The following is a 19,335-nucleotide window of genomic DNA, read 5'->3' as shown; positions in this document are numbered from 1 at the left end:
CACAGAAGGATCAGGGGGTTTCTGTGACGAGGGACGATGACGCGGCCCCGGTGGCACCCACCGGGGTCGACACCGAAAAGCCGTCCGCGGCGAGGATTTACGACTGGTTCCTCGGCGGGACCCACAACTGGGCGGTCGATCGCGAGTTCGCCCGCGCGCTGGAAAAGCAGTGGCGGTGGGTCAAACCGGGTGCGCGGCACAACCGCGAGTTCATGAACCGGGTCGTGCGCGCCGCGCTGAACGCGGGAATCCGGCAGTTCATCGATCTGGGTTCCGGTGTCCCGACAGCCGGGAACGTGCACGAGATCCTCCAGGAGGAACTGGAGCCTGGTGATACGGCGAAGGTCGTGTACGTCGACTACGAGCCTGTCGCGGTGGCGCACGCGGAGCTGATCCTCGAGCGGCACGAGGCGACCGACTGGGCCGGGATCGTCCACGCGGACATGCGGCGGCCGAAGGACGTCCTGCGGCATCCGGAGACGTTGCGGCTGATCGATTTCGAGCAGCCGGTGTGCCTGATGATGATGGCCGTCCTGCATTTCGCCGGGCCACACGACGATCCGCCAACGCTGGTCGCGACCTACCGCAACGCGCTGGCGCCGGGCAGCTGGCTGGGGCTGTCGCATATGAGCTTCGGCGGCCAGACCGGCGAGGACGCCGACGGACTCCACTGGATGGTCGAGCAGTACCGGAAGACGAGCAACCCGGTGTGGATGCGGGACCGCGAAGAGATCGAGCCGCTCTTCGGGGACTGGCCGCTGCTGGAGCCCGGCGTCGTCCACCTGCCCGACTGGCGGCCGGTGCGGGAGCTGCGACGGGACGAGGAAGGTGCCCGGCCGTTCGCCTGGTGCGGAGTCGCCGTCCACCCCTGACGTCTGACCTCTGGCCGAAACGCGTCGCGTTTAGGGGGCTAAACGCGACGCGTCCCGGGTAGAGGTCGGAGGAGTGGGTGATCGCTGACGGCGAACGCGGAAAGGAAACAAACGGGTCGATCGGAGAGTTGAGCTAGGCAGACTCAACTAACCGAGGAGTGCACAGATGACCGACAACCGCCTCCTGCCCGTCCTCCCGCTCGATGACGACGTCGTGCTGCCGGGCATGATCGTCCCGCTCGACCTCGCCGACACGGAGACGCGGGCCGCGGTGGAGTCCGCCCAGGCCAACACGCCTGCCCAGGCTTCCTTCCCGGGGATCCGGTCCAGCGCCGCCACCAAGGCCGAGGTGCTGATCGTCCCCCGCGTCCACGGCGAGTACGCCGAACTCGGCACCATCGCGACCGTCGAGCGCATCGGGCGCGTGCCCGGCGGCAAGACCGCGGTGCTGCTGCGCGGCACCCGCCGCGCCGTCGTCGGCCGCATCGCCGACGGCCCCGGCGCCGCCCGCTGGGTGCACGCCGAGGTCGCCACCGAGACCACCGACGACAACTCGGCGAAGCTCGCGTCCGAGTACAAGAGCGTCGTCCTCGCGATCCTCCAGCAGCGTGGCGGCTGGCAGATGATCGACGCCGTCCAGGAGGTCGAGGACCCGTCCGCGCTCGCCGACCTCGCGGGCAACTCGTCGTACCTGAACACCGAGCAGAAGCTCGAACTGCTCTCCGCACTCGATGTTTCGACACGGCTCGAAAAGGCGCTCGAATGGAGCCGTGAGCAGCTTGCCGAATTCGAGGTCACCGACACCATCCGCAAGGACGTCCAGGAGGGCATGGAGAAGCAGCAGAAGGAGTTCCTGCTGCGCCGCCAGCTCGAAGCGATCCGCAAGGAGCTGGGCGAACTCGACGGCACGGCCAACGACGACGACTACCGCGCCCGCGTCGAGGCCGCCGAACTGCCGGACGCGGTCAAGAAGGCCGCACTGTCCGAAGTGGACAAACTGGAGCGGACCTCCGACCAGTCCCCCGAGGGCGGCTGGATCCGCACGTGGCTGGACACCGTCCTCGAGCTGCCGTGGAACGAGCGCACCACCGACGTCCACGACATCGCCGACGCGCGAGCCATCCTCGACGCCGATCACGCCGGTCTCGACGATGTGAAGGAACGCATCATCGAGTACCTGGCCGTGCGCAAGCGTCGCGCGGAATCGGGGCTCGGCCCGGTCGGCGGACGACGTTCGGGCGCGGTGCTGGCGCTCGCCGGCCCTCCCGGGGTCGGTAAGACGTCGCTCGGCGAGTCCGTGGCGAAGGCGATGGGCCGCAAGTTCGTCCGCGTGGCGCTCGGCGGCATCCGCGACGAGGCCGAGATCCGCGGTCACCGTCGCACCTACGTCGGCGCGCTGCCCGGCCGGATCGTCCGTGCCATCAAGGAAGCCGGTTCGATGAACCCGGTCGTGTTGCTCGACGAGATCGACAAGGTCGGCGCCGACTACCGCGGCGACCCGACGGCCGCGCTGCTGGAGGTGCTGGACCCGGAGCAGAACCACACGTTCCGCGACCACTACCTCGAGGTCGAACTGGACCTGTCCGACGTCGTGTTCCTCGCGACGGCGAACGCGCTCGAGACCATCCCCGGCCCGCTGCTGGACCGGATGGAGCTGGTCTCCCTCGACGGCTACACCGAGGACGAGAAGGTCACCATCGCCCGCGACCACCTGCTCCCCCGTGAGCTGGACCGCGCCGGTCTCGGCAAGGACGACGTCACGCTGACCGACGGCGCGTTCAGCCGCATCGCCGCCGAGTACACGCGGGAAGCCGGGGTGCGCAACGCGAACCGGACCATCGCGAAGGTGCTGCGGAAGGTGGCGACCAAGGTCGCGCTGGACGAGGTCGAGCTGCCGCTGACGATCGACGCCGACGGGCTCGAAACCTACCTCGGCCGCCCGCGGCACCTGCCGGAGTCTTCGCTGCCCGCGTCGACCCAGCGCACGTCGACCCCGGGCGTGGCGACCGGGCTGGCCGTGACCGGCGCCGGCGGTGACGTCCTCTACATCGAGGCGTCGCTGGCGGATCCGGAGTCGGGCTCGACCGGGCTGCAACTGACCGGCCAGCTGGGTGAGGTGATGAAGGAGTCGGTGCAGATCGCGTTGTCGTACCTGCGCTCGCGCGGCGCCGAACTGGAACTTCCGGTCGCCGACCTGAAGGACCGCGGCATCCACGTGCACGTCCCCGCGGGCGCGGTGCCCAAGGACGGGCCGAGCGCCGGCATCACGATGACGACCGCGCTGGCATCCCTGCTTTCGGGCCGGGTCGTGAAGTCGGACGTCGCGATGACCGGTGAGGTGTCGCTGACCGGACGCGTGCTGCCGATCGGCGGGGTCAAGCAGAAGCTGCTGGCCGCGCACCGGGCGGGGATGAAGACGGTGATCATCCCGCAGCGCAACGAGCCCGATCTGGACGACGTCCCGGCCGAAGTGCTGGCACAGCTGGACGTCCACGCCGTGGCGAACGTCCGCGACGTGTTGGACATCGCGTTGGCCCCGGCGACGGCTCCGGTCGCTCAGGCGGCGTAACAGCGCGAGGCCCGACAGCCCTGAAGCCCCGGATCCCGCCAAGGGTCCGGGGCTTTCGGCATTCCGGAATCCGGACGAACCCGGACATTGACTCGCCTTAAACTCCCTATCACGTTTTGATAACGTGTATTGCGTGCCACCCAGCCGGGGTGCGTGACCCTTGAGAGGGCAAGGTCATGAGTCAAGGAATTCTTTCCCCGTTGCGGCCGAGGCGCAGGTGCGTTTCGACCGGTCAGATCGTCTGCCTGAGCGTTCTCGCCACATTCACCACACTGCTGACCTTCGCCGGTACGAGCGCGCCGATCGCGGCGGGGGTCGCGATCGGGCTCTTCAGCGCCGTCTTCGGCCGGACCGTGCCCGCACGGGCACGCCGATGAACACGGAATCGACGTTCATGGCGCATTTGCGCGAGCTCCGCGACCGAAGCGGCCTCAGCATCCGCGCGCTGGCCGCCGCGACCGGTCAGTCCCGCAGCACCTTGGCCGACACGCTGGCCCGCGACACCTTGCCCAGTAACGAAAACCAGATGACAGTCCTGCTTCGGGTCCTGCTCCGCGCCGTTCCGGGAGAGCCCGGGCTCGACGAACATCTCGACGGCTGGCGTCACCTGATCGGACGTCGTCACCACCGCAATGGCGGATACGCTTCACTCGATCGGATACTGCTCGCTTTGGCCGTCGCGGAACAACGCGGCGGGGCCGAGGCGCCCGGGCTCCGCAAAGCCCGGGAAATAGTGCTGGGCGAGGGTTCCCTACGAAAGTTGCCTTCTCGCGGTGAATACGCCCCGAATTCACCTGGAAGTCCCGTTCCGCCCGTACTCTCCGATCCGCTCCTTCCCGCACCACCACATCAGCGGATGTCTCGGAGGCATGAGTGAAGCGACGGAATTTCCTGCGCGCGGCCGTGGTCGGCGCCGGTGTCACGGCGTTCGGAAACAGGCTCTCGGGGGCGGCCCTCGCCGCACCCGCCCAGAACGGACCCAGCCCGTACGGCGCGCTTCAGGCGGCCGACGCGAACGGGATCCAGTTGCCGGCGGGCTTCACCAGCCGGGTCATCGCCCGGTCCGGCCAGAAGGTCGCGAGTACCGGGTACACCTGGCACAGCGCGCCGGACGGCGGCGCGGTGTTCGCCGACGGCAGCGGCTGGATCTACGTGTCGAACTCGGAGATCACCCCCGGCGGCGGCGCGAGCGCGGTCAAATTCGACGCGAGCGGGAACATCACCGGCGCCCACCGCATCCTGGCCAACACGCGCCAGAACTGCGCGGGCGGCAAGACTCCGTGGAACACCTGGCTTTCCTGCGAGGAGATCGATCTCGGATTCGTCTACGAGTGCCAGCCGAACGGTCCGGCGACGGCCGCCGTCCAGCGGCCCGCGATGGGGAAGTTCAAACACGAGGCCGCCGCGGCCGACCCGGTGCGCAAGGTCGTCTACCTGACCGAAGACACCTCGGACGGCTGCTTCTACCGCTTCGTCCCGACGACCTGGGGCAATCTCTCCGCCGGAACGCTGCAGGTGCTGAAGGCGGGCACGGCGACATCGGGCAGCTTCACCTGGGCGAACGTGCCCGACCCCGACGGCTCCCCCACCGCCACCCGCAACCAGGTCTCCGGTGCCAAGCGGTTCAGCGGTGGCGAAGGGCTGCACTACGCCAACGACACCGCGTGGTTCACCACCAAGGGTGACAACCGCGTCTGGCAGCTCAACCTGACGAACAGCACCTACGAACTCGCCTACGACGACTCGCTGGTCAGCCCCGGTTCGGCGCCGCTGACCGGCGTCGACAACGTCACCGGCACCTCGTCCGGCGACCTGTACGTCGCCGAAGACGGCGGCAACATGGAGATCTGCATCATCACGCCGAACGACATCGTGGCACCGTTCCTGCGGATCAACGGCCAGAGCTCGTCGGAAATCTGCGGTCCCGCGTTCACCCCCGCCGGGAACAGGCTGTATTTCTCGTCGCAACGCGGCACCTCCGGTTCGTCCTCCGGCGGGATCACCTACGAGGTGACCGGCCCCTTCCGTTCCTGACCACCGTGTGCGGGGCGCCCGCGCTGGGCGCCCCGCACCGGCTCAGGCATTCGTGCGGTTCTTCTCACGCAGCCTGCTCAGCACGAAGAGGGCCAGCGCGATCGCGACGGCGGCGATCACGAAGTACTGGAAGAACCCGGCGTACTTCTCGACCAGGTGCCAGCTCTCCCCGAGGCCGTAACCCGCCAGGACGAACCCGGTGTTCCAGATCAGGCTGCCCAGCGTGGTCAGCGCCAGGAACCGCCAGAAAGGCATGCGTTCGATCCCGGCGGGCAGGGAGATGAGGCTCCGGAAGATCGGCACCATCCGGCCGAGGAACACCGCCTTGGCACCGTGCTTCTGGAACCAGGCTTCGGTCTTGTCGAAGTCCGAGGTCCTGACCAGCGGGATCTTCGCCATCCAGCGGCGCGTGCGGTCGCGACCGAGCAGCAGGCCGAGGTAATACACGATGACCGCGCCGGCGACCGAGCCGAAGGTGGTCCACACCAGCGCTTCCACCAGGGTGAACGTCCCCCGGCTCGCGGAGAACCCGGCGAGCGGCAGCACCAGTTCGCTCGGGATCGGCGGGAACAGGTTGTCCAGTCCGACGATGATCGCGGCACCAGGACCTCCCAGTGAGTCCATCAGTGACACTGCCCAGCCGGCGAGGCCGCCCATCGATTCGTTGGCGGTTTCGGCGAGGAGGAGGTTCATGGCGGCCTTTCGTGGTCGTCTGCGGGTACCAACGAACGTACGAATTGCCCGGGTTCCGCACCCTGCGGTGAAGCGGCATAAATCACTGCGGAAAACCGCAATACCGACCTTCGGATACCCCGCTAACCTGGCGCTATGCCCATTCCGGCAGCGATGCGCCGCTACCTGCGCAAGATGCTCCGCGGCACGCTGGGCCTGGCGATCGGCGCCATGACAGCGGTCGCGGAGTTGTTCTACCTGCTCTTCGGCGGCATCGCGCTCGCGGTCCCCGCGTTGCGGCGGCCCGTCTTCTCTGGCGCCCGCACACTGTCCGAAATGGAGCGACAGCGGCTGGAGAAGTACTTCGGCATGGAGAACGCGACGGATTACACCGACCGCCGCGCGATGGCCTACCTGATCCCGCGTTGCGTCGTCGGGCTGCTCAGCGCCGCGATCTTCGGCCTGATCCTGGCGGGGGCCGCATCCGGCCTGATCATCGGATATCAGCTCCTCGACGGCAGGTCGCCCGGCGGCGACGCCCCGGCCGACTGGTACGACCCGGTCACCACGTCGCTCTTCGGCGCACTGCTCGTTTTCCTTTCCTTGCAAGGACTCCTCGGTGCCGCGACGCTGGACCAGAAGCTGGCGATGAGCTTTTTCGGCCCCAGCAAGAAAGAACAGCTGCGCCGCCGGGTCTCCGAACTCGCGACCAGCCGGGCGGAGGTGGTCGAGGCGGTCAACGGCGAGCGCCGCCGAATCGAACGGGACCTGCACGACGGCGTCCAGCAGCGGCTCGTCGCGCTGGGGATGCTGCTCGGCCGGGCGCGGCGCGCCGGCGATCCGGGCCACGCGTCGGAGCTGCTACGGCAGGCGCACGAAGAATCCCAACGCGCCCTCGAAGACCTCCGGGAGGTCTCATGGCGGGTGTATCCGATCGCGCTGGACTCGGACGGGCTGCACCTCGCGCTGGAAGCGCTCGCGGAACGCTCCGGGGTACCGGTCCACCTGCGGGTCGACCTGCCGGAACGGCCACCGGCGGCCATCGAGACCGTCGTCTACTTCGTCGCGTCCGAAGCGGTCACCAATACGATCAAGCACGCCGCGGCGACGCGGATCGACATCGAGGCCGAGCGGGACGGGGACAGGGTGCGGGTGCGGATCACCGATGACGGCACGGGCGGGGCGCGGGAGTCCGGCGGCGGTCTTTCCGGCCTCGCGATGCGCGTCGCGGCCGCGGACGGCGAGTTCACTGTGGACAGTCCGCTCGGCGGGCCGACCGTGGTGACGGCGGTGCTGCCGTGCGGGTGATCCTCGCCGAGGACTCGACCCTGCTGCGCGAGGGGCTGGTCCGGTTGCTGGTCGAAGAGGGACACGAGGTCGTGGCGTCGGTCGGCGACGGCGAGGCGCTCCTCTCGACGACCGCGGCGTATCGGCCGGACGTGATCGTCACCGACGTCCGCATGCCGCCGACCCACACGGACGAGGGCCTTCGCGCGGCGCTCGAGATCCGGAAGCGCTGGCCGGAGATCGGCGTCCTGGTGCTCTCCCAATACGTCGAGAAGCGCTACGCCGCCGAGCTGATCACCGGCGACGGCGAACGCGTCGGCTATCTGCTGAAGGACAGGGTCGCCCAGGTGGGCGAATTCCTGGACGCGCTCGACCGGGTCGCCGCGGGTGGGGCGGCGTTCGATCCGGAGGTGGTCCGGCGGCTGCTCGCGCGGACCACGCACACCGATCCGCTCGCGAAGCTGACCGTCCGGGAGCGTGAAGTGCTGGAGAAAATGGCGCAGGGCCACACGAACACCGGGATCGCGGAGTCGCTGTTCGTGTCGCTGAGCGCCGTCGAGAAGCACGTCAACGCCATCTTCGACAAGCTCGGACTGGCCACCACCGCCGGCTACAGCCGCCGCGTCCTGGCGATCCTGCGCTACCTCGGTTCCTGACCACCGAGTTGACAGGCAAGCGACGGCTTGCCTATAACTGAGTCGTGGACGGCGACCTGTTCAAGGCGATCGGCGACGCGACGCGGCGCGCAATCCTGGACGAGCTGACCGAAAAGGACGGTCAGACCCTGTTCGAGATCTGCGGCAGGCTGACCATGAAACATGGCCTGAGCTCTTCGAGGCAGGCCATCTCGCAGCATCTCGCGATGCTCGAACAGGCGGGCCTGGTGCACACCCGGCGACAGGGCCGCTACAAGTTCCACCACCTCGACACGAGCCCGCTGCGGTCGATCGTCGAGCGGTGGCCCATCGACCGAGAGGAACCGAACCCGTGATCCGGATCAACATCACCAGCGTCTTCGTCGACGACCAGGCCAAGGCTCTCGACTTCTACACCGAGAAACTGGGGTTCACCAAGAAGCACGACGTGCCCACCGGCGACGCCCGCTGGCTCACCGTGGTCTCCCCCGCCGACCCCGACGGCGTCGAACTGCTGCTGGAGCCGGACGGCCACCCGGCGGCGAAGCCGTTCAAAAAGGCGCTGGCGAGCGACGGCATCCCGTTCACCCAGTTCGCCGTCGACGACGTGTACGCAGAGGTCGAACGGCTCAAGGGGCTGGGCGTCGAGTTCACCCAGGACGCCGTCGACATGGGGCCGGTGGTCACCGCCGTCTTCGACGACACCTGTGGCAACCTCATCCAGCTCGCCACGATGAAGTAGGACAGACAACGGAAAACGGGGCTTGGTCCACTGTGGACCAAGCCCCGCTTCGCTTCACTGAAAGACGGGCGTTTTCCTACTGCTGCACCCATTCCACGAGTTCCACGGGCACACCGTTCGGGTCGGTGACCATGAAGAGGCGTTCTCCCCAAGGCTCTTCCCGCAGCGGCAACGTGATCTCGACACCTTCGTCGCGCAGGCGCTTCTCCTCGGCTTCGAGGTTCTCGACCGTGAAGGCCACGATCACGCCGGACGCGCGCTGCTGCCGCAGGTTCTCCGGCAGGACCTCGATGCCCGCCTGGAGCAGCACGATGGTCACCTTCGCGGTTTCGTGCCCGAGGGAGACGAAACCCTCCGCGGCCATCTGCTCGGTGAAGCCGAAGTGCTCGGTGAAGAAACGGCTGGAGGCGGCGACGTCGTCGACGGTCAGCGAGACGGTGGAGGCAAGGACGTTCATGGGTTATCCCCTTCGGTCGGCAGTGCGGTGACGGATGAGCTGATCGGTCAGTACGACCGGCGGCGCGGGACGCCGGTCGAGCGGCGCGCCGGCATCGAGCGGCCGGGGAACGGCTGCTGATGACGGCGGTCGTTCCGGCGGATCTGGGCGCGGTTGGTGCCTTCGTTGCCTTGGGGGATTCGAGCGGTCAAGGAGCCTCTTCTCTCACTGGTCGGTAGTACGGACGTAAGTTTACATCCGGCCTACAGGAAGTCAAGGGTATTTTTACGACGGTGGTAAACTTCGCTCATGACCAGCACGGATGTGGGTTTGCGAGAGCTCAAGAAGCAGGAGACGCGGCAGCTGATCTCCGACCAGGCGACGCTCCTCTTCATCGAGAAGGGCTTCGAGGAGACGACGATCGCCGAGATCGCCGCCGCGGCGAGAGTCGCGAAGAAGACCGTCACCAACTACTTCGCCCGCAAGGAGGACTTGGCGCTCGACCAGCACGAAGAGTTCACGAACGGGCTGGCGAACGCCGTCCGCGACCGGAAGGCTGATGAGTCGGCCCTGGCCGCGCTACGGCGCACCTTCCTGGACGCGGTGGCGGAGCACTCACCCGTGATCGGCTTCACCGGGCCGGTCTTCGCGAAAATGGTGCTGGAGAGCCCGACCCTGACCGCACGGCTGCGTGAACTGCACGAACTGCGGGAAGCGGCACTCGCCGAACTGCTCGCGACCGAGACCGGGGCCGACGCGGACGACGTCACCCCGATCATGGCGGCCGCCGAGCTCAACGCGATCGACCGCGTGCTCTTCCGCGAGGTCCTCCGGCGCTCGCACGACGGCGAGAGCAACGAGGAGATCGCCAGGGCACTCACGAAGGCGACCAAGCGGGCTTTCGAACTGTTGGAACCGGCCTTCGGTGACTACGCGATCCGTGAGAAAGCGTGAGTTTTGTCGGGGGTACCCGCTAGGTTTCGCTCATGTCTGAGGGGACCTTGCTGGACGTCGTCTACTGCGAAGGCTGGGATCCGGCCGCCCGCGCGTTGACCGGGAGGCTTTCGCCCGGCACCGCGCGGGAACGCGACGCCGCCGGAGAGCAGTACGCCGTCGCGCTGGCGCGCCCCGGTACCGAGGTGCCGCTGGTGCTGCTCGAAATCGCGTGGAAGCACCGCTTCGCCCGCGCGGTGCAGTTCGATGAGCGGAGCAGGCGCCGCGGTTTGTACGAGTTCCGCGTACTCGAAACCGGCGACCTGTTCCTGGTGAAGATCGAGCAGTGGACCTACCACTTCGATGACCAGGAGGAGTTCGACGAACAGAGCGCCGGCCGCGTGGAAATGTCCTTCGGTCCCGACGGCGAGGGGTGGGTGTATCGAGCCCCCAAGGGTTACGGCGGCGGTTCCAGCAATGGCCGCGTGCAAAAGCCGGTGTCCGAGCTGACCATGCCGAAGCCCGCCTTCGGCGACTGGAAACCTTTCACGAATGTGCGGGAGCTGACCCTCCGAACGCCGGACGCTCCGAAAACCGATCCGCCCCTCCCCGTCGACCAGCGCCCGTGGCGGCCGTCCGTTCCGTTGCGCCCTTCCGCCCTGGAGCAGATGTTCACCGCGGGCACGCGGTTTTCGCTGAACGAAGACGATGGCGTTGTCGAGGTCGAGCTTCGGGAAGCCGGGAAACTGCGCATGCCCAGCGGGAGGCTCGTCGCCTCGGATCCGGCCTTCCTCGACCGGGAGACCGGGCAGTTCACGGTCACCGTGCCGCCAGGGGAATACCGGGTCGAGCTAGTCGTGATCCGGTTCGTCGACGAACCCACCCACGAACGGGTCGCCGCCGCCAAACTCGTCATCGCCGACGTTCCGGCCGCCACGTGGGAAGCCGCGCTCTGGCCGGGGCAGGACCCGCTCTTCCTCGGGGACGGTGAGTTCTACGGCTACGGCGTGGACAGCGGGACGGGCTGTTTCGCCGATGCCACCGCCCTTCCCGAGGTGGTGGACGACGACCTCATCGAGAGGTTCGCGGAGACGGATCCCCACGTCGACATCACCCTGGACGGCGTCGAGGGCAACATCATCGCGTTTTCCGCCGGCTGGGGAGACGGGAGCTATCCGACCTGGATCGGCCGGGCGGCCGACGGTACGCCGGTCTGCTTCGTCACCGACATGCTGGTGCTCAATCACGCGCAGGTTCTGACGGCCTGAACGAGGAGGATGGTGCCATGGCTTTCACAGAGGAAGAGATCGCATACCTGCGCTCGCAACCCTTGGCCCGCTTCGCGACGCTGTCCGAGAACGGCGAACAGCCCGACGTCGTCCCATTGGCGTTCGAGTTCGACGGGACGCACTTCTGGGTCGGCGGCGTGGGCGCGTCGGTCCTCGCGACCCGGAAGTTCCGCAACATCCAAGCGGGGCAACGCAAAGTCGCCTTGCTCATAGACGATCTGGTCTCACTCGATCCGTTCATCGCCCGCGGCGTCCGGGTCTATGGCGAGGCCGCCGATCCGATCGAACGGACGGGAGCCGTCGGCCCGGGCATCTACGCGCGCGTCACGCCGAAGGTGTCGTGGAGCTGGAACATGGCGGGCGAACCCGCGGGTGAGACCTGGTATCCGTCGAGGCGCGCCGTTCACGGCGAGACGTAGAGAAGCATGTCCCGCAGGACACCACCGATCTCGTGATGGGCGGGCAGCAGTCCATCGTTGCGGTAGCCCGCTTTCTCGGCCGCGCGGACGGAGCCGCGGTTCACGGCTCGATGATCGAGTAGCCCACGATCCCGATGCCTTCGGCACGAGCGCTTGCTGCCGTCGCACCCACACTTCGGCTTCCTGACGTGTCGGCCGCGGGCGGCTCGGTCATCGGTCCGTTCTTGTCGGTGGCCGGCGGTACGGTCGGGTTCATGCGAGAGCTGATCGTCACGGAGAACAGCACGATCGACGGCGTCATCGAACTGGCGGGCGACTGGTTCAGCCCCGGCGACACCGATCCGGACGTCGACCAGTCGGATGTGCTGGCCGCGCTCCGCGAACAACGTGAGAACGCCGACGCGTTACTCCTCGGACGCGTCACCTTCGAAGACATGCGCGGGTACTGGCCGAAGCAAACCGATGACACGACAGGCATTTCGGCTTATCTCGACTCAGTGAGCAAGTACGTGGTTTCGAGCACGCTGACGGAGCCGGAGTGGGAGAACACGACGGTGCTCTCCGGTGAGCTGCGTTCGGAGATCGAGCGGTTGAAGGCCGTCGAAGGCAAGGACATCGTGACGACCGGCAGCATCTCGCTGGTGCGGGCGCTCATCGCCGAGGGTCTCGTCGACGAGTACCGGCTGTTCGTCTATCCCGTCGTGGTCGGCGAAGGCCGTCGATTGTTCGAGGGCGCCACCGGTGTCCCGAAGCTCCGGCTGGTGGAGGAGCGGCCGTTCGCTTCCGGGATCGTGCTGCTGCGGTACCGGGCCGCGTCGAGCTGACGCTTCACCGGGAATTCCGCTGCTCACCGCCCGCTGGTGTCGTGCACCGGAAATGCGGTGCACAAGTCGGTGGATCCAGGTTTCCGCTGGTGGTGTTGCCGGTTCGTCCTCGTACCGGGTGTACTCGGGCGGACCGGCGACGCCGGCGGGAAGCTGGGCCGCCGAATCATGTGCCGCATTTCCGGTGCGGGACCCTAGGTAGGGTCTTACTCCGGTTTGGCGACGGGAGAACGACGGAGGTGGCGCGCGTGGTCGACGCGTCGAAGTTCACGGCCGAGGTGTTCCGCCGCGCGGCGGAACGGCCTGACGTCCCGCCGCGGCTGGCCCGGGCGGCCGACTGTGTCCGGGACGGCAAGTTCAGCTGGGAGGAGGTCGCCGCCGGGAACTGCGAGCACCCGATCGCGCAGGCGCTGTTCGTGCCCAGAGCGCAGGAGAAACTATGGCCTCTGCTGGCCGAGGTCGCCGCGGGCCTCGAGGCGGAGACGGCACCGGCCGAACCCCGTCGCGCCCGTAGAGCACCCACGACGGACGACGACTTCAGCGAGTACACCTACCTCGAGGACCTGGCCGAACCGAACAGCCATCCGGCGTGGCCGCAAAGGCGGGATCGCGGCCGGTGACGGGAAAAACGGGATGAGAAGCGCCCGGTCGCGGGCGTAGCGTCGGCGACCGTGATCGATGAGACGAACACGGAAGACGATCCGGCGGACGGCTGGTTCCCCGAGAGTGTCGCCGCGGGCTATGACGCGCCGGGCGGCGCGAACGCGCCCGAAGTGGTGGCCTCCGCGGTGGACGTCCTCGAAGACCTGGCCGACGGCCCGGTGCTCGAGTTCGCCGTCGGGACCGGGCGGATCGCGATCCCGCTGGCCGCGCGCGGCGTGCCGGTGCGCGGTATCGAACTGAGCCGGGCGATGGCGGCGCGGATCGCGGACAAGCCGGGTGGCGACGCCGTCGAGGTCACGATCGGCGATATGACGAAGACGCGGGTGGCCGGTCAGTATTCGTTGGTCTACCTGGTGTTCAACACGATCGGCAACGTGACCACCCAGGACGGACAGGTCGACATCTTCCGCAACGCGGCCGCGCATCTGCGGCCGGGTGGGCTGTTCGTCGTCGAGGTGGGTCTGCCGGAGCTGCGCCGCCTGCCGCCAGGGCAGGACATCGTCCCGTTCGCGATGGCGCCCGGCTATGTCGGCTTCGACCAGTACGACGTGGTCACCCAGGAGTTCACGTCGAACCACGTCACCGTGACACCGGACGGACAGGGGCGGTTTCGTCGTATCCCCTTCCGGTATGCCTGGCCCGCCGAGATGGACCTCATGGCACGCCTCGCCGGGATGCGCCTGAAGCACCGCTGGGCGGACTGGGATCGCTCGGAGTTCACCGCCGAGAGCACCAAACACGTGTCGGTCTGGGAGCGCGCACCGCACTGACGGGTCAGGACGTTCGCGGAGAGCCGTTCGTGGCGATGATCAGCGCGCTGACGGCGAGTGGGGGCAACGCCCACAGTGCCGTGGTGAGGTAGCCGTTCCGCGTGGGGAGCAACGCGCCACTCGGGGTGGCCGCGGCGAGCAGCAACCCGGCAAGTGCGCTGCCCACGGCCATGCCGATGCTGCGGGCGATCTGGTTGATCGAAAGCACGCTCGCCGTTTCTTCCGGTGGCACACCGACGAGAACGAGCTTGGGCATCACCGCGAAGACACCTCCGACGGCGAAGCCGAGCAGGGCGATCGCCACGAGGACGAGAGCGAGCGACTGGTTGCCGACGGCGAACAGCAGGGCACTGACCGCGGCGATCACGATCGAGACCGCGTACGTCCACCGCTCGGTGACGCGCGCGATGAGACGCGGCACCGCTTTTCCCGCGGCGAACCCGAGCAACGAGAACGGGATCAGGGCCGCCCCCGCGGCGACACCGGGAAGCGCGAATCCGTAGTGGGCGCCGCCGGGTGTCTGCACGTAGCGGGTGAACAGGCTGAACAGCAGGTACAAACCGGCGCCTGCCACGAGTATCGCCAGGTTCGCGCGCAGGAGAGGCCCTTGGCCGAGCAGCCGCAAGTTCACCAGCGGCACCGCGGTGCGCAGTTCGATGAAGGCCCATGCCGCCAGGACCGCGACGGAACCGGCGAGAAGGCCGGCGGCCAGCCATGGGGCCGACCAGATCGTGGGTTCGGCGATGACCAGCAGGACCCCGAGAGTGCCCAGCGCGAGGAGCACCGCGCCCGTGACGTCGATCCGGGGCGGCTCACCCGGCGCCTCGGCGGGCAGGGCCCGCCAGGCGATGACCAGCGCGACGGCGGACAGGAGGAATCCGAACCCGTACGCGGCACGCAGCCCCGCGAGTTGGTCGAGAAGGCTGATCACCGGATAGCCGACCCCGATGCCCACGGTCGAGGCGACCGACAATGCGGCGATCGTCGCTGTCGAACGCTCGGGCGGCAGGTGCGCGCGGGCGACGCTCATCAGCAACGCCCCGACGGCGACCCCGAGCCCCTGCAAGCCGCGCCCGATCACCAGCGCCGCGTACGGAAGCGGGAGCACCGTCAGCAGTCCGCCCGCCACGACCAGGGCCAGGGTGGCCAGGATCGTGGCGCGGCGGTACGGGCCGCTGCCGAGCCTGCCCAGCACCGGTCCCGCGATCGCGCCGCTGAACAGCGTCACCGTCAAGGTCCACTGCGCGGCGTCCAAGGACACGTGCATCCCCGTGGCGACCGGAGTGATCAGAGGCGCCCCGACGCTGCCGATCACCGCCCCCGCCAGGGCCGTGCCCACCAAGGCGGCGCCCATCCGGTCAGCCATGAGCATTAAGCTACTGGTTACCGACTACTAACTCGGTGTGACTTCGATCCCGAGAAGCGTCCGAACACGACAAAAGCGGCCCCGTGACCTGGTCACGGGGCCGCTTCGGTGTGGCGAGTGAGGGATTCGAACCCCCGAAGGCTGTGCCGTCTGATTTACAGTCAGATCCCTTTGGCCGCTCGGGCAACTCGCCGTGGCCGGGTGTCCCCGGCCGAGACGAAAGAATACCCAATGCCATGGCGGGCCGGTCAACCGGGTTCCGCAGGGCTAGGGTGGAAGCTCCTGACAAGCGAGTACGAGGTGTGAGAACACGTGGCGGATCCCTCTTTCGACGTGGTGAGCAAGGTCGATCGCCAGGAGGTGGACAACGCCCTGAACCAGGCCAGCAAGGAACTCGGTACACGGTTCGACTTCCGGGGTACCGGGACCAAGATCGACTGGTCCGGTGAGGAAGCGATCGCGATCGAGTCCGAGACCGAGGAGCGGGCGCTGGCGGCGGTCGAGGTCTTCAAGGAGAAGCTGATCAAGCGCGGCATCTCCCTCAAGGCCTTCGAGGCGGACGAGCCGGCGTTGTCCGGCAAGATCTACAAGATCGGCGGCAAGATCCTGCAGGGGATCGCGTCGGACAAGGCGAAGCAGATCGCCAAGTTCATCCGCGACGAAGGCCCCAAGGGGGTCCAGGCGCAGATCCAGGGTGACCAGCTTCGGGTGTCCGGCAAGAAGAAGGACCAGCTGCAGGACGTGATCGCCTTGCTGAAGGGCAAGGACTTCGAGATCGCGCTGCAGTTCACGAACTACCGCTGATCTGGTGCCGACCGCGGCTACTCGTGGGAAGTATCCGCGGTCGGCACGGACAGCACGCTTTCGGACAGAGCCGACGGAACGAACGGCCACTCGTCCGATCGTTCATCTACTAGCCTGCCATCGGGCAGGTAGGCGAGCTTCGGGATTCCCCGCATCAAGGCGACGTCGAATTCCCAAGCCGTCCACGGGGTCTTCCCATAGGTGACACTGACCACAGCGACGAAAACCGATGCACGCGCCAGTTCGCGGTGAACGGCATCAGCCCGATCGCCCCCTGACGCCGCCCAGTCGAGGTCATCCACGTAGACGTCAGCGTCCCCGGCCAGTCGAGCACGGAGCGCCTCCAGCTGCTCCAGCGAGTTGTCGGCGCGGGAGTAACTCACGAACACGCTCATGGGTGGCCTGCCGGACCGGTCCCGAGAAGCCCGAACGCGTATGCCGCCAACGCCGCTCCGACCATCACCGCGAGGATCAGGTAATAGATCATCGAGGAATTGAAGACGGCTCGGAACCAGCTCACCCCGGTCACCTTTTGAACGTGGTCATAGCCCTCCGCGCAGCGCGCGGCACGCCGGTTCCAGATGTCTTTCATAAGCACCCGAAGCCGTCTTTGGTAGTAGAAGCTGAACGCGTCGGCGACCCAGAAGGCCGCGATGACCATGAAGCCCGCGACGAAAACGGCCGGAGTCAGCTTCCTCTCACTGAAGGTGGCGACCAGAACCCCCGCGGGGACGAGCACCGTCGCGCACAGCTTCTTGAGTTCGAAACAAGAGTCGGCCGCCTTCAAAGTAGCCGCGTGCAGCTGGTCCAGCTGCTCCTTGTCCAGCGCGTCGGCGGTCGGTCCCTCGGGCTTCGCTTCCGCCGCTCGCACTTCACGGCCCGCTCGGACGATCGAGATCACGGTCGCCGCTCGTCCCACCACAGCCCCAAGTCTGCCTCAAGACGGCGACACTCTCCAAGGTCTACGACGCGGTGATCGTCCAGGTCCCGTCGCCTTCCAGTGACACGAAGGCCGGGCCGGACACGGGCACGCTGCCCTTGTAGTCGCCGAGCTGGTTCACGGGGAGCTCCGCGTAGTCGCCGCTGCGCACCCACACCGCGGTGTTCCCGTTGCCCTTGGTGGTGACGGCGACCGACGAGACGGCGTCCGGCACGGAGAAGACCGCGTCGCGCTTGCCCGAGAGCGGTTTGCCCGGCTGCAGCACGGGCAGGCCGCGTTCGTCGGTGATGGTCAGCGTCCAGGCGGCGTTGGCCTTGACGGTGAACGTCTTCGCCCGGTGGTCGGGCATGTCGTTGATCCACTGCGTGCCCTTGTACGGGCCGACGTCGTTGACGATCAGCTCGTTCTCGGTGTTGACCGCGACGTGCCCGGAGCACTTCGGGCAGTCGAAGGTCACGAAGCCGATGCGCGTCGGCCAAGCCATGGGGACCGACGCGTTCCCCTTGCCCGTGTGCTTCTCCTCCGGCTGCGGGCCGGGGCGCGGGGTGGTGGTGGACGTCGGTGGCGGGGTCGCCGAAGGTGTGCGCAGTCCTTCCGGAGCGGCAGCCTGCGGGACGACGCGGCCCAGGTTCGGCGGCGAGCAGGCCGACAGTCCGATGGTCAGCAGCGCGGCGCTCAACGCCGCACCCAAGCGCCTGATCACGTATTTCCCCCCAGTCGAACCCGTCATCGGATCTTCGCCGGCCGATAGCCCAGCGTTACCGGACCACCCGGCCGAGCGATTCAGGACACTCGGACGTGGGTTTCCGCCGCGACGCCTTCGAGGGAGCCCTAAAGGGACAAATGCCCGTGTTGTAATCCGGCGATCGCGTTCGAGGAAGGTCACGATGAAGCGCCGTTTCAGCACCGCACTCGCCTTCGCGCTGTCACTCACGGTGATCGCGTCCCTGTTCACCTCCGCGCAGGCCGCGGAACGGCAACAGCTCGTGCCCGGCTACGGCTCGTATCCACGGCTCATCCGCCTGGAGCACTCCGCTATCGGCCGCGGCCGCATCCTGGCGTCGCTGACCAGCGAAGACGCGAGCGGCAAGGTCACGCCGATCATGGAAAGCACCGACGAGGGCCAGACCTTCCACAAGGTCGGCGAGGTCCGCGACCGGGACGGCCGCCGCGGCATGTGCTGCGGGACGCTGTACGAGCTGCCGCAGCGGGTCGGCAGGCTTCGCGCGGGCACCCTGCTGTGGGCCGCGAGCTACCGGCAGGACGCCGGCCCGCAGCGGCGGATCGGCATCAAGATCTGGTCCAGCCGCGACGCCGGGCGCACGTGGTCCTTTCTTTCCGAGGCCGCCCGCTCGCACAACCACGACGGCATCTGGGAGCCGGAGTTCACCGTCGACGCGGGCGGCACACTGTGGCTGCACTACGCCGACGAGACCGAGGCGCCGCAGTTCGCGCAGGTGATGAACCGGGTCGCCTCCACCGACGGGGTGAACTGGGGCACCAAGCAGCGCACGATGGCCATCCCGCCCCATCGGGTGCGGCCGGGGATGCCGATCATCCGCCGCCTCCCCGACGGCCGGTACTACCTGGCCTACGAGATCTGCAACTACCGCGACCGCTACTGCGACCCGTACTTCAAGATCTCCTCCGACGGCGCCAACTGGGGCGACCCCCTCGACCCGGGCACCCGCGTCACCACCGCCAACGGCAACTACTTCCAGCACGCCCAGACGATCACGCTGTTCCCCGGCGGCCCGAACGGGGTGCGGCTGGTGATGGTCGGGCAGATCTACACCAACGCGGCAGGCGTCCCGCAGGGCAAGAACGGCAAGGTCCTGCTCGCCAACGACAACTTCGGCGCCGGGCACTGGTACGAGCTGCCCGCCCCGGTGCACATCACCGGCATCCACAACAACTTCTGCCCCAACTACAGCTCGACGCTGCTGCCGGTCGACGGCGGAAAGAATGTGTTGCAGATCTCCACCGAGTACAACCTCGGCTGCAAGGCGTATTTCGCGAAGGGACCGGCGTTCTGAGCCACCCGGTAGTGTGAGGCCGAGCGATCGGCTATGAAGCGGGG

General features: G+C 67.7%; 25 protein-coding genes and 1 tRNA gene. 17 read left to right on the top strand and 9 right to left on the bottom strand.

What is annotated here, in order from left to right; genetic code table 11:
- The first annotated feature begins 23 nt into the window (after positions 1-23).
- From DL990_RS06770 to DL990_RS06755, 5 genes are all read left to right on the top strand, one after another.
- Positions 24-872 (top strand): SAM-dependent methyltransferase, encoded by an 849-nt coding sequence (locus DL990_RS06770; RefSeq protein WP_125798193.1) that lies wholly within the window; start codon positions 24-26, stop codon positions 870-872.
- A 166-nt stretch (positions 873-1,038) separates the two neighbouring features.
- On the top strand, positions 1,039-3,441 hold the full coding sequence (gene lon, locus DL990_RS06765) for an endopeptidase La (RefSeq protein ID WP_125798192.1): 2,403 nt from the start codon (positions 1,039-1,041) through the stop codon (positions 3,439-3,441).
- A gap of 176 nt (positions 3,442-3,617) precedes the next feature.
- Entirely contained in the window at positions 3,618-3,818 is a 201-nt protein-coding gene (locus DL990_RS42370) for a hypothetical protein (RefSeq protein ID WP_125790107.1), read from the top strand.
- Entirely contained in the window at positions 3,815-4,318 is a 504-nt protein-coding gene (locus tag DL990_RS42365; RefSeq protein ID WP_370308852.1) for a helix-turn-helix domain-containing protein, read from the top strand. The genes DL990_RS42370 and DL990_RS42365 overlap by 4 nt, the downstream gene beginning before the upstream one ends.
- Positions 4,315-5,475 (top strand): alkaline phosphatase PhoX, encoded by a 1,161-nt coding sequence (locus tag DL990_RS06755; protein ID WP_125798191.1) that lies wholly within the window; start codon positions 4,315-4,317, stop codon positions 5,473-5,475. The genes DL990_RS42365 and DL990_RS06755 overlap by 4 nt, the downstream gene beginning before the upstream one ends.
- A gap of 42 nt (positions 5,476-5,517) precedes the next feature.
- Here the strand turns inward: DL990_RS06755 and DL990_RS06750 are convergent, their stop codons facing one another.
- A complete protein-coding gene (locus tag DL990_RS06750; protein ID WP_125788778.1) occupies positions 5,518-6,168 on the bottom strand; it encodes a DedA family protein in 651 nt (216 codons plus the stop codon).
- A gap of 135 nt (positions 6,169-6,303) precedes the next feature.
- On the opposite strand from DL990_RS06750, the gene DL990_RS06745 reads away from it, so the two are divergent.
- From DL990_RS06745 to DL990_RS06730, 4 genes are read left to right on the top strand one after another with little or no spacing between them, the layout of a single operon-like run.
- Complete coding sequence (locus DL990_RS06745; RefSeq protein WP_233599194.1) at positions 6,304-7,455, top strand: sensor histidine kinase; 1,152 nt, start codon at positions 6,304-6,306, stop codon at positions 7,453-7,455.
- The gene (locus DL990_RS06740) at positions 7,446-8,090 is read left to right on the top strand and encodes a response regulator transcription factor (RefSeq protein WP_125788777.1); all 645 of its coding nucleotides are present in this window, start codon (positions 7,446-7,448) and stop codon (positions 8,088-8,090) included. Before DL990_RS06745 ends, DL990_RS06740 begins: the two co-directional genes overlap by 10 nt.
- A 44-nt stretch (positions 8,091-8,134) precedes the next feature.
- Entirely contained in the window at positions 8,135-8,425 is a 291-nt protein-coding gene (locus DL990_RS06735; protein ID WP_125788776.1) for a helix-turn-helix transcriptional regulator, read from the top strand.
- Positions 8,422-8,811 carry a VOC family protein gene (locus tag DL990_RS06730; protein WP_125788775.1) on the top strand — a complete coding sequence of 130 codons (390 nt, stop codon included), beginning with the start codon at positions 8,422-8,424 and terminating at the stop codon, positions 8,809-8,811. The genes DL990_RS06735 and DL990_RS06730 overlap by 4 nt, the downstream gene beginning before the upstream one ends.
- A gap of 76 nt (positions 8,812-8,887) precedes the next feature.
- On the opposite strand, the gene DL990_RS06725 is transcribed toward DL990_RS06730, so the two are convergent.
- Complete coding sequence (locus tag DL990_RS06725; RefSeq protein WP_125788774.1) at positions 8,888-9,268, bottom strand: VOC family protein; 381 nt, start codon at positions 9,266-9,268, stop codon at positions 8,888-8,890.
- Positions 9,269-9,315: 47 nt separating this feature from the next.
- Positions 9,316-9,459 (bottom strand): hypothetical protein, encoded by a 144-nt coding sequence (locus DL990_RS41220; RefSeq protein WP_158632593.1) that lies wholly within the window; start codon positions 9,457-9,459, stop codon positions 9,316-9,318.
- Positions 9,460-9,556: 97 nt separating this feature from the next.
- On the opposite strand from DL990_RS41220, the gene DL990_RS06720 reads away from it, so the two are divergent.
- Genes DL990_RS06720 through DL990_RS06710 form a run of 3 tightly spaced genes read left to right on the top strand, consistent with a single transcriptional unit; the run spans position 9,557 to position 11,888 of the window.
- Entirely contained in the window at positions 9,557-10,201 is a 645-nt protein-coding gene (locus tag DL990_RS06720) for a TetR/AcrR family transcriptional regulator (RefSeq protein WP_125788773.1), read from the top strand.
- A 32-nt stretch (positions 10,202-10,233) separates the two neighbouring features.
- Positions 10,234-11,448 carry a DUF4241 domain-containing protein gene (locus tag DL990_RS06715; RefSeq protein ID WP_125798190.1) on the top strand — a complete coding sequence of 405 codons (1,215 nt, stop codon included), beginning with the start codon at positions 10,234-10,236 and terminating at the stop codon, positions 11,446-11,448.
- 17 nt (positions 11,449-11,465) lie between these two features.
- Positions 11,466-11,888: a PPOX class F420-dependent oxidoreductase gene (locus DL990_RS06710; RefSeq protein WP_125798189.1), complete on the top strand. Its 423-nt coding sequence runs from the start codon at positions 11,466-11,468 to the stop codon at positions 11,886-11,888.
- Between the two features lie 100 nt (positions 11,889-11,988).
- Here DL990_RS06710 and DL990_RS41705 read toward each other — a convergent pair whose 3' ends face one another.
- Complete coding sequence (locus tag DL990_RS41705; RefSeq protein ID WP_233620409.1) at positions 11,989-12,144, bottom strand: hypothetical protein; 156 nt, start codon at positions 12,142-12,144, stop codon at positions 11,989-11,991.
- Between DL990_RS41705 and DL990_RS06700 the strand changes: the two genes are divergently transcribed.
- The 3 genes from DL990_RS06700 (at position 12,143) to DL990_RS06690 (ending at position 14,145) form a co-directional block, all read left to right on the top strand.
- Positions 12,143-12,712, top strand: coding sequence for a dihydrofolate reductase family protein (locus DL990_RS06700; protein WP_125798188.1), 570 nt, complete (start codon positions 12,143-12,145; stop codon positions 12,710-12,712). The genes DL990_RS41705 and DL990_RS06700 overlap by 2 nt on opposite strands.
- Before the next feature lie 248 nt (positions 12,713-12,960).
- On the top strand, positions 12,961-13,332 hold the full coding sequence (locus DL990_RS06695; RefSeq protein WP_125788769.1) for a hypothetical protein: 372 nt from the start codon (positions 12,961-12,963) through the stop codon (positions 13,330-13,332).
- A 51-nt stretch (positions 13,333-13,383) separates the two neighbouring features.
- Positions 13,384-14,145 carry a class I SAM-dependent methyltransferase gene (locus DL990_RS06690; RefSeq protein ID WP_125798187.1) on the top strand — a complete coding sequence of 254 codons (762 nt, stop codon included), beginning with the start codon at positions 13,384-13,386 and terminating at the stop codon, positions 14,143-14,145.
- A gap of 4 nt (positions 14,146-14,149) precedes the next feature.
- On the opposite strand, the gene DL990_RS06685 is transcribed toward DL990_RS06690, so the two are convergent.
- Together DL990_RS06685 and DL990_RS06680 are read right to left on the bottom strand one after the other, a co-directional pair.
- Complete coding sequence (locus DL990_RS06685; RefSeq protein WP_125798186.1) at positions 14,150-15,511, bottom strand: MFS transporter; 1,362 nt, start codon at positions 15,509-15,511, stop codon at positions 14,150-14,152.
- A 111-nt stretch (positions 15,512-15,622) separates the two neighbouring features.
- Positions 15,623-15,704 (bottom strand) — tRNA-Tyr (locus DL990_RS06680).
- A gap of 119 nt (positions 15,705-15,823) precedes the next feature.
- Between DL990_RS06680 and DL990_RS06675 the strand changes: the two genes are divergently transcribed.
- Complete coding sequence (locus DL990_RS06675) at positions 15,824-16,315, top strand: YajQ family cyclic di-GMP-binding protein (protein ID WP_007030975.1); 492 nt, start codon at positions 15,824-15,826, stop codon at positions 16,313-16,315.
- Between the two features lie 17 nt (positions 16,316-16,332).
- Here DL990_RS06675 and DL990_RS06670 read toward each other — a convergent pair whose 3' ends face one another.
- Genes DL990_RS06670 through DL990_RS06660 form a run of 3 tightly spaced genes read right to left on the bottom strand, consistent with a single transcriptional unit; the run spans position 16,333 to position 17,958 of the window.
- Positions 16,333-16,710 carry a TIR domain-containing protein gene (locus tag DL990_RS06670; RefSeq protein ID WP_125788766.1) on the bottom strand — a complete coding sequence of 126 codons (378 nt, stop codon included), beginning with the start codon at positions 16,708-16,710 and terminating at the stop codon, positions 16,333-16,335.
- Entirely contained in the window at positions 16,707-17,237 is a 531-nt protein-coding gene (locus DL990_RS06665) for a hypothetical protein (protein WP_125788765.1), read from the bottom strand. Before DL990_RS06665 ends, DL990_RS06670 begins: the two co-directional genes overlap by 4 nt.
- A gap of 40 nt (positions 17,238-17,277) precedes the next feature.
- A complete protein-coding gene (locus tag DL990_RS06660) occupies positions 17,278-17,958 on the bottom strand; it encodes a hypothetical protein (RefSeq protein WP_125798185.1) in 681 nt (226 codons plus the stop codon).
- 184 nt (positions 17,959-18,142) lie between these two features.
- On the opposite strand from DL990_RS06660, the gene DL990_RS06655 reads away from it, so the two are divergent.
- The gene (locus DL990_RS06655; protein ID WP_125788763.1) at positions 18,143-19,291 is read left to right on the top strand and encodes a sialidase family protein; all 1,149 of its coding nucleotides are present in this window, start codon (positions 18,143-18,145) and stop codon (positions 19,289-19,291) included.
- Positions 19,292-19,335 lie beyond the last annotated feature (44 nt).

It is taken from the genome of Amycolatopsis sp. WAC 01416 (assembly GCF_003947485.1).
Lineage (GTDB): Bacteria > Actinomycetota > Actinomycetes > Mycobacteriales > Pseudonocardiaceae > Amycolatopsis.
The sequence above is the reverse complement of the archived record's forward strand: the minus strand, read 5'-3'. Positions and strand labels throughout refer to the sequence as shown.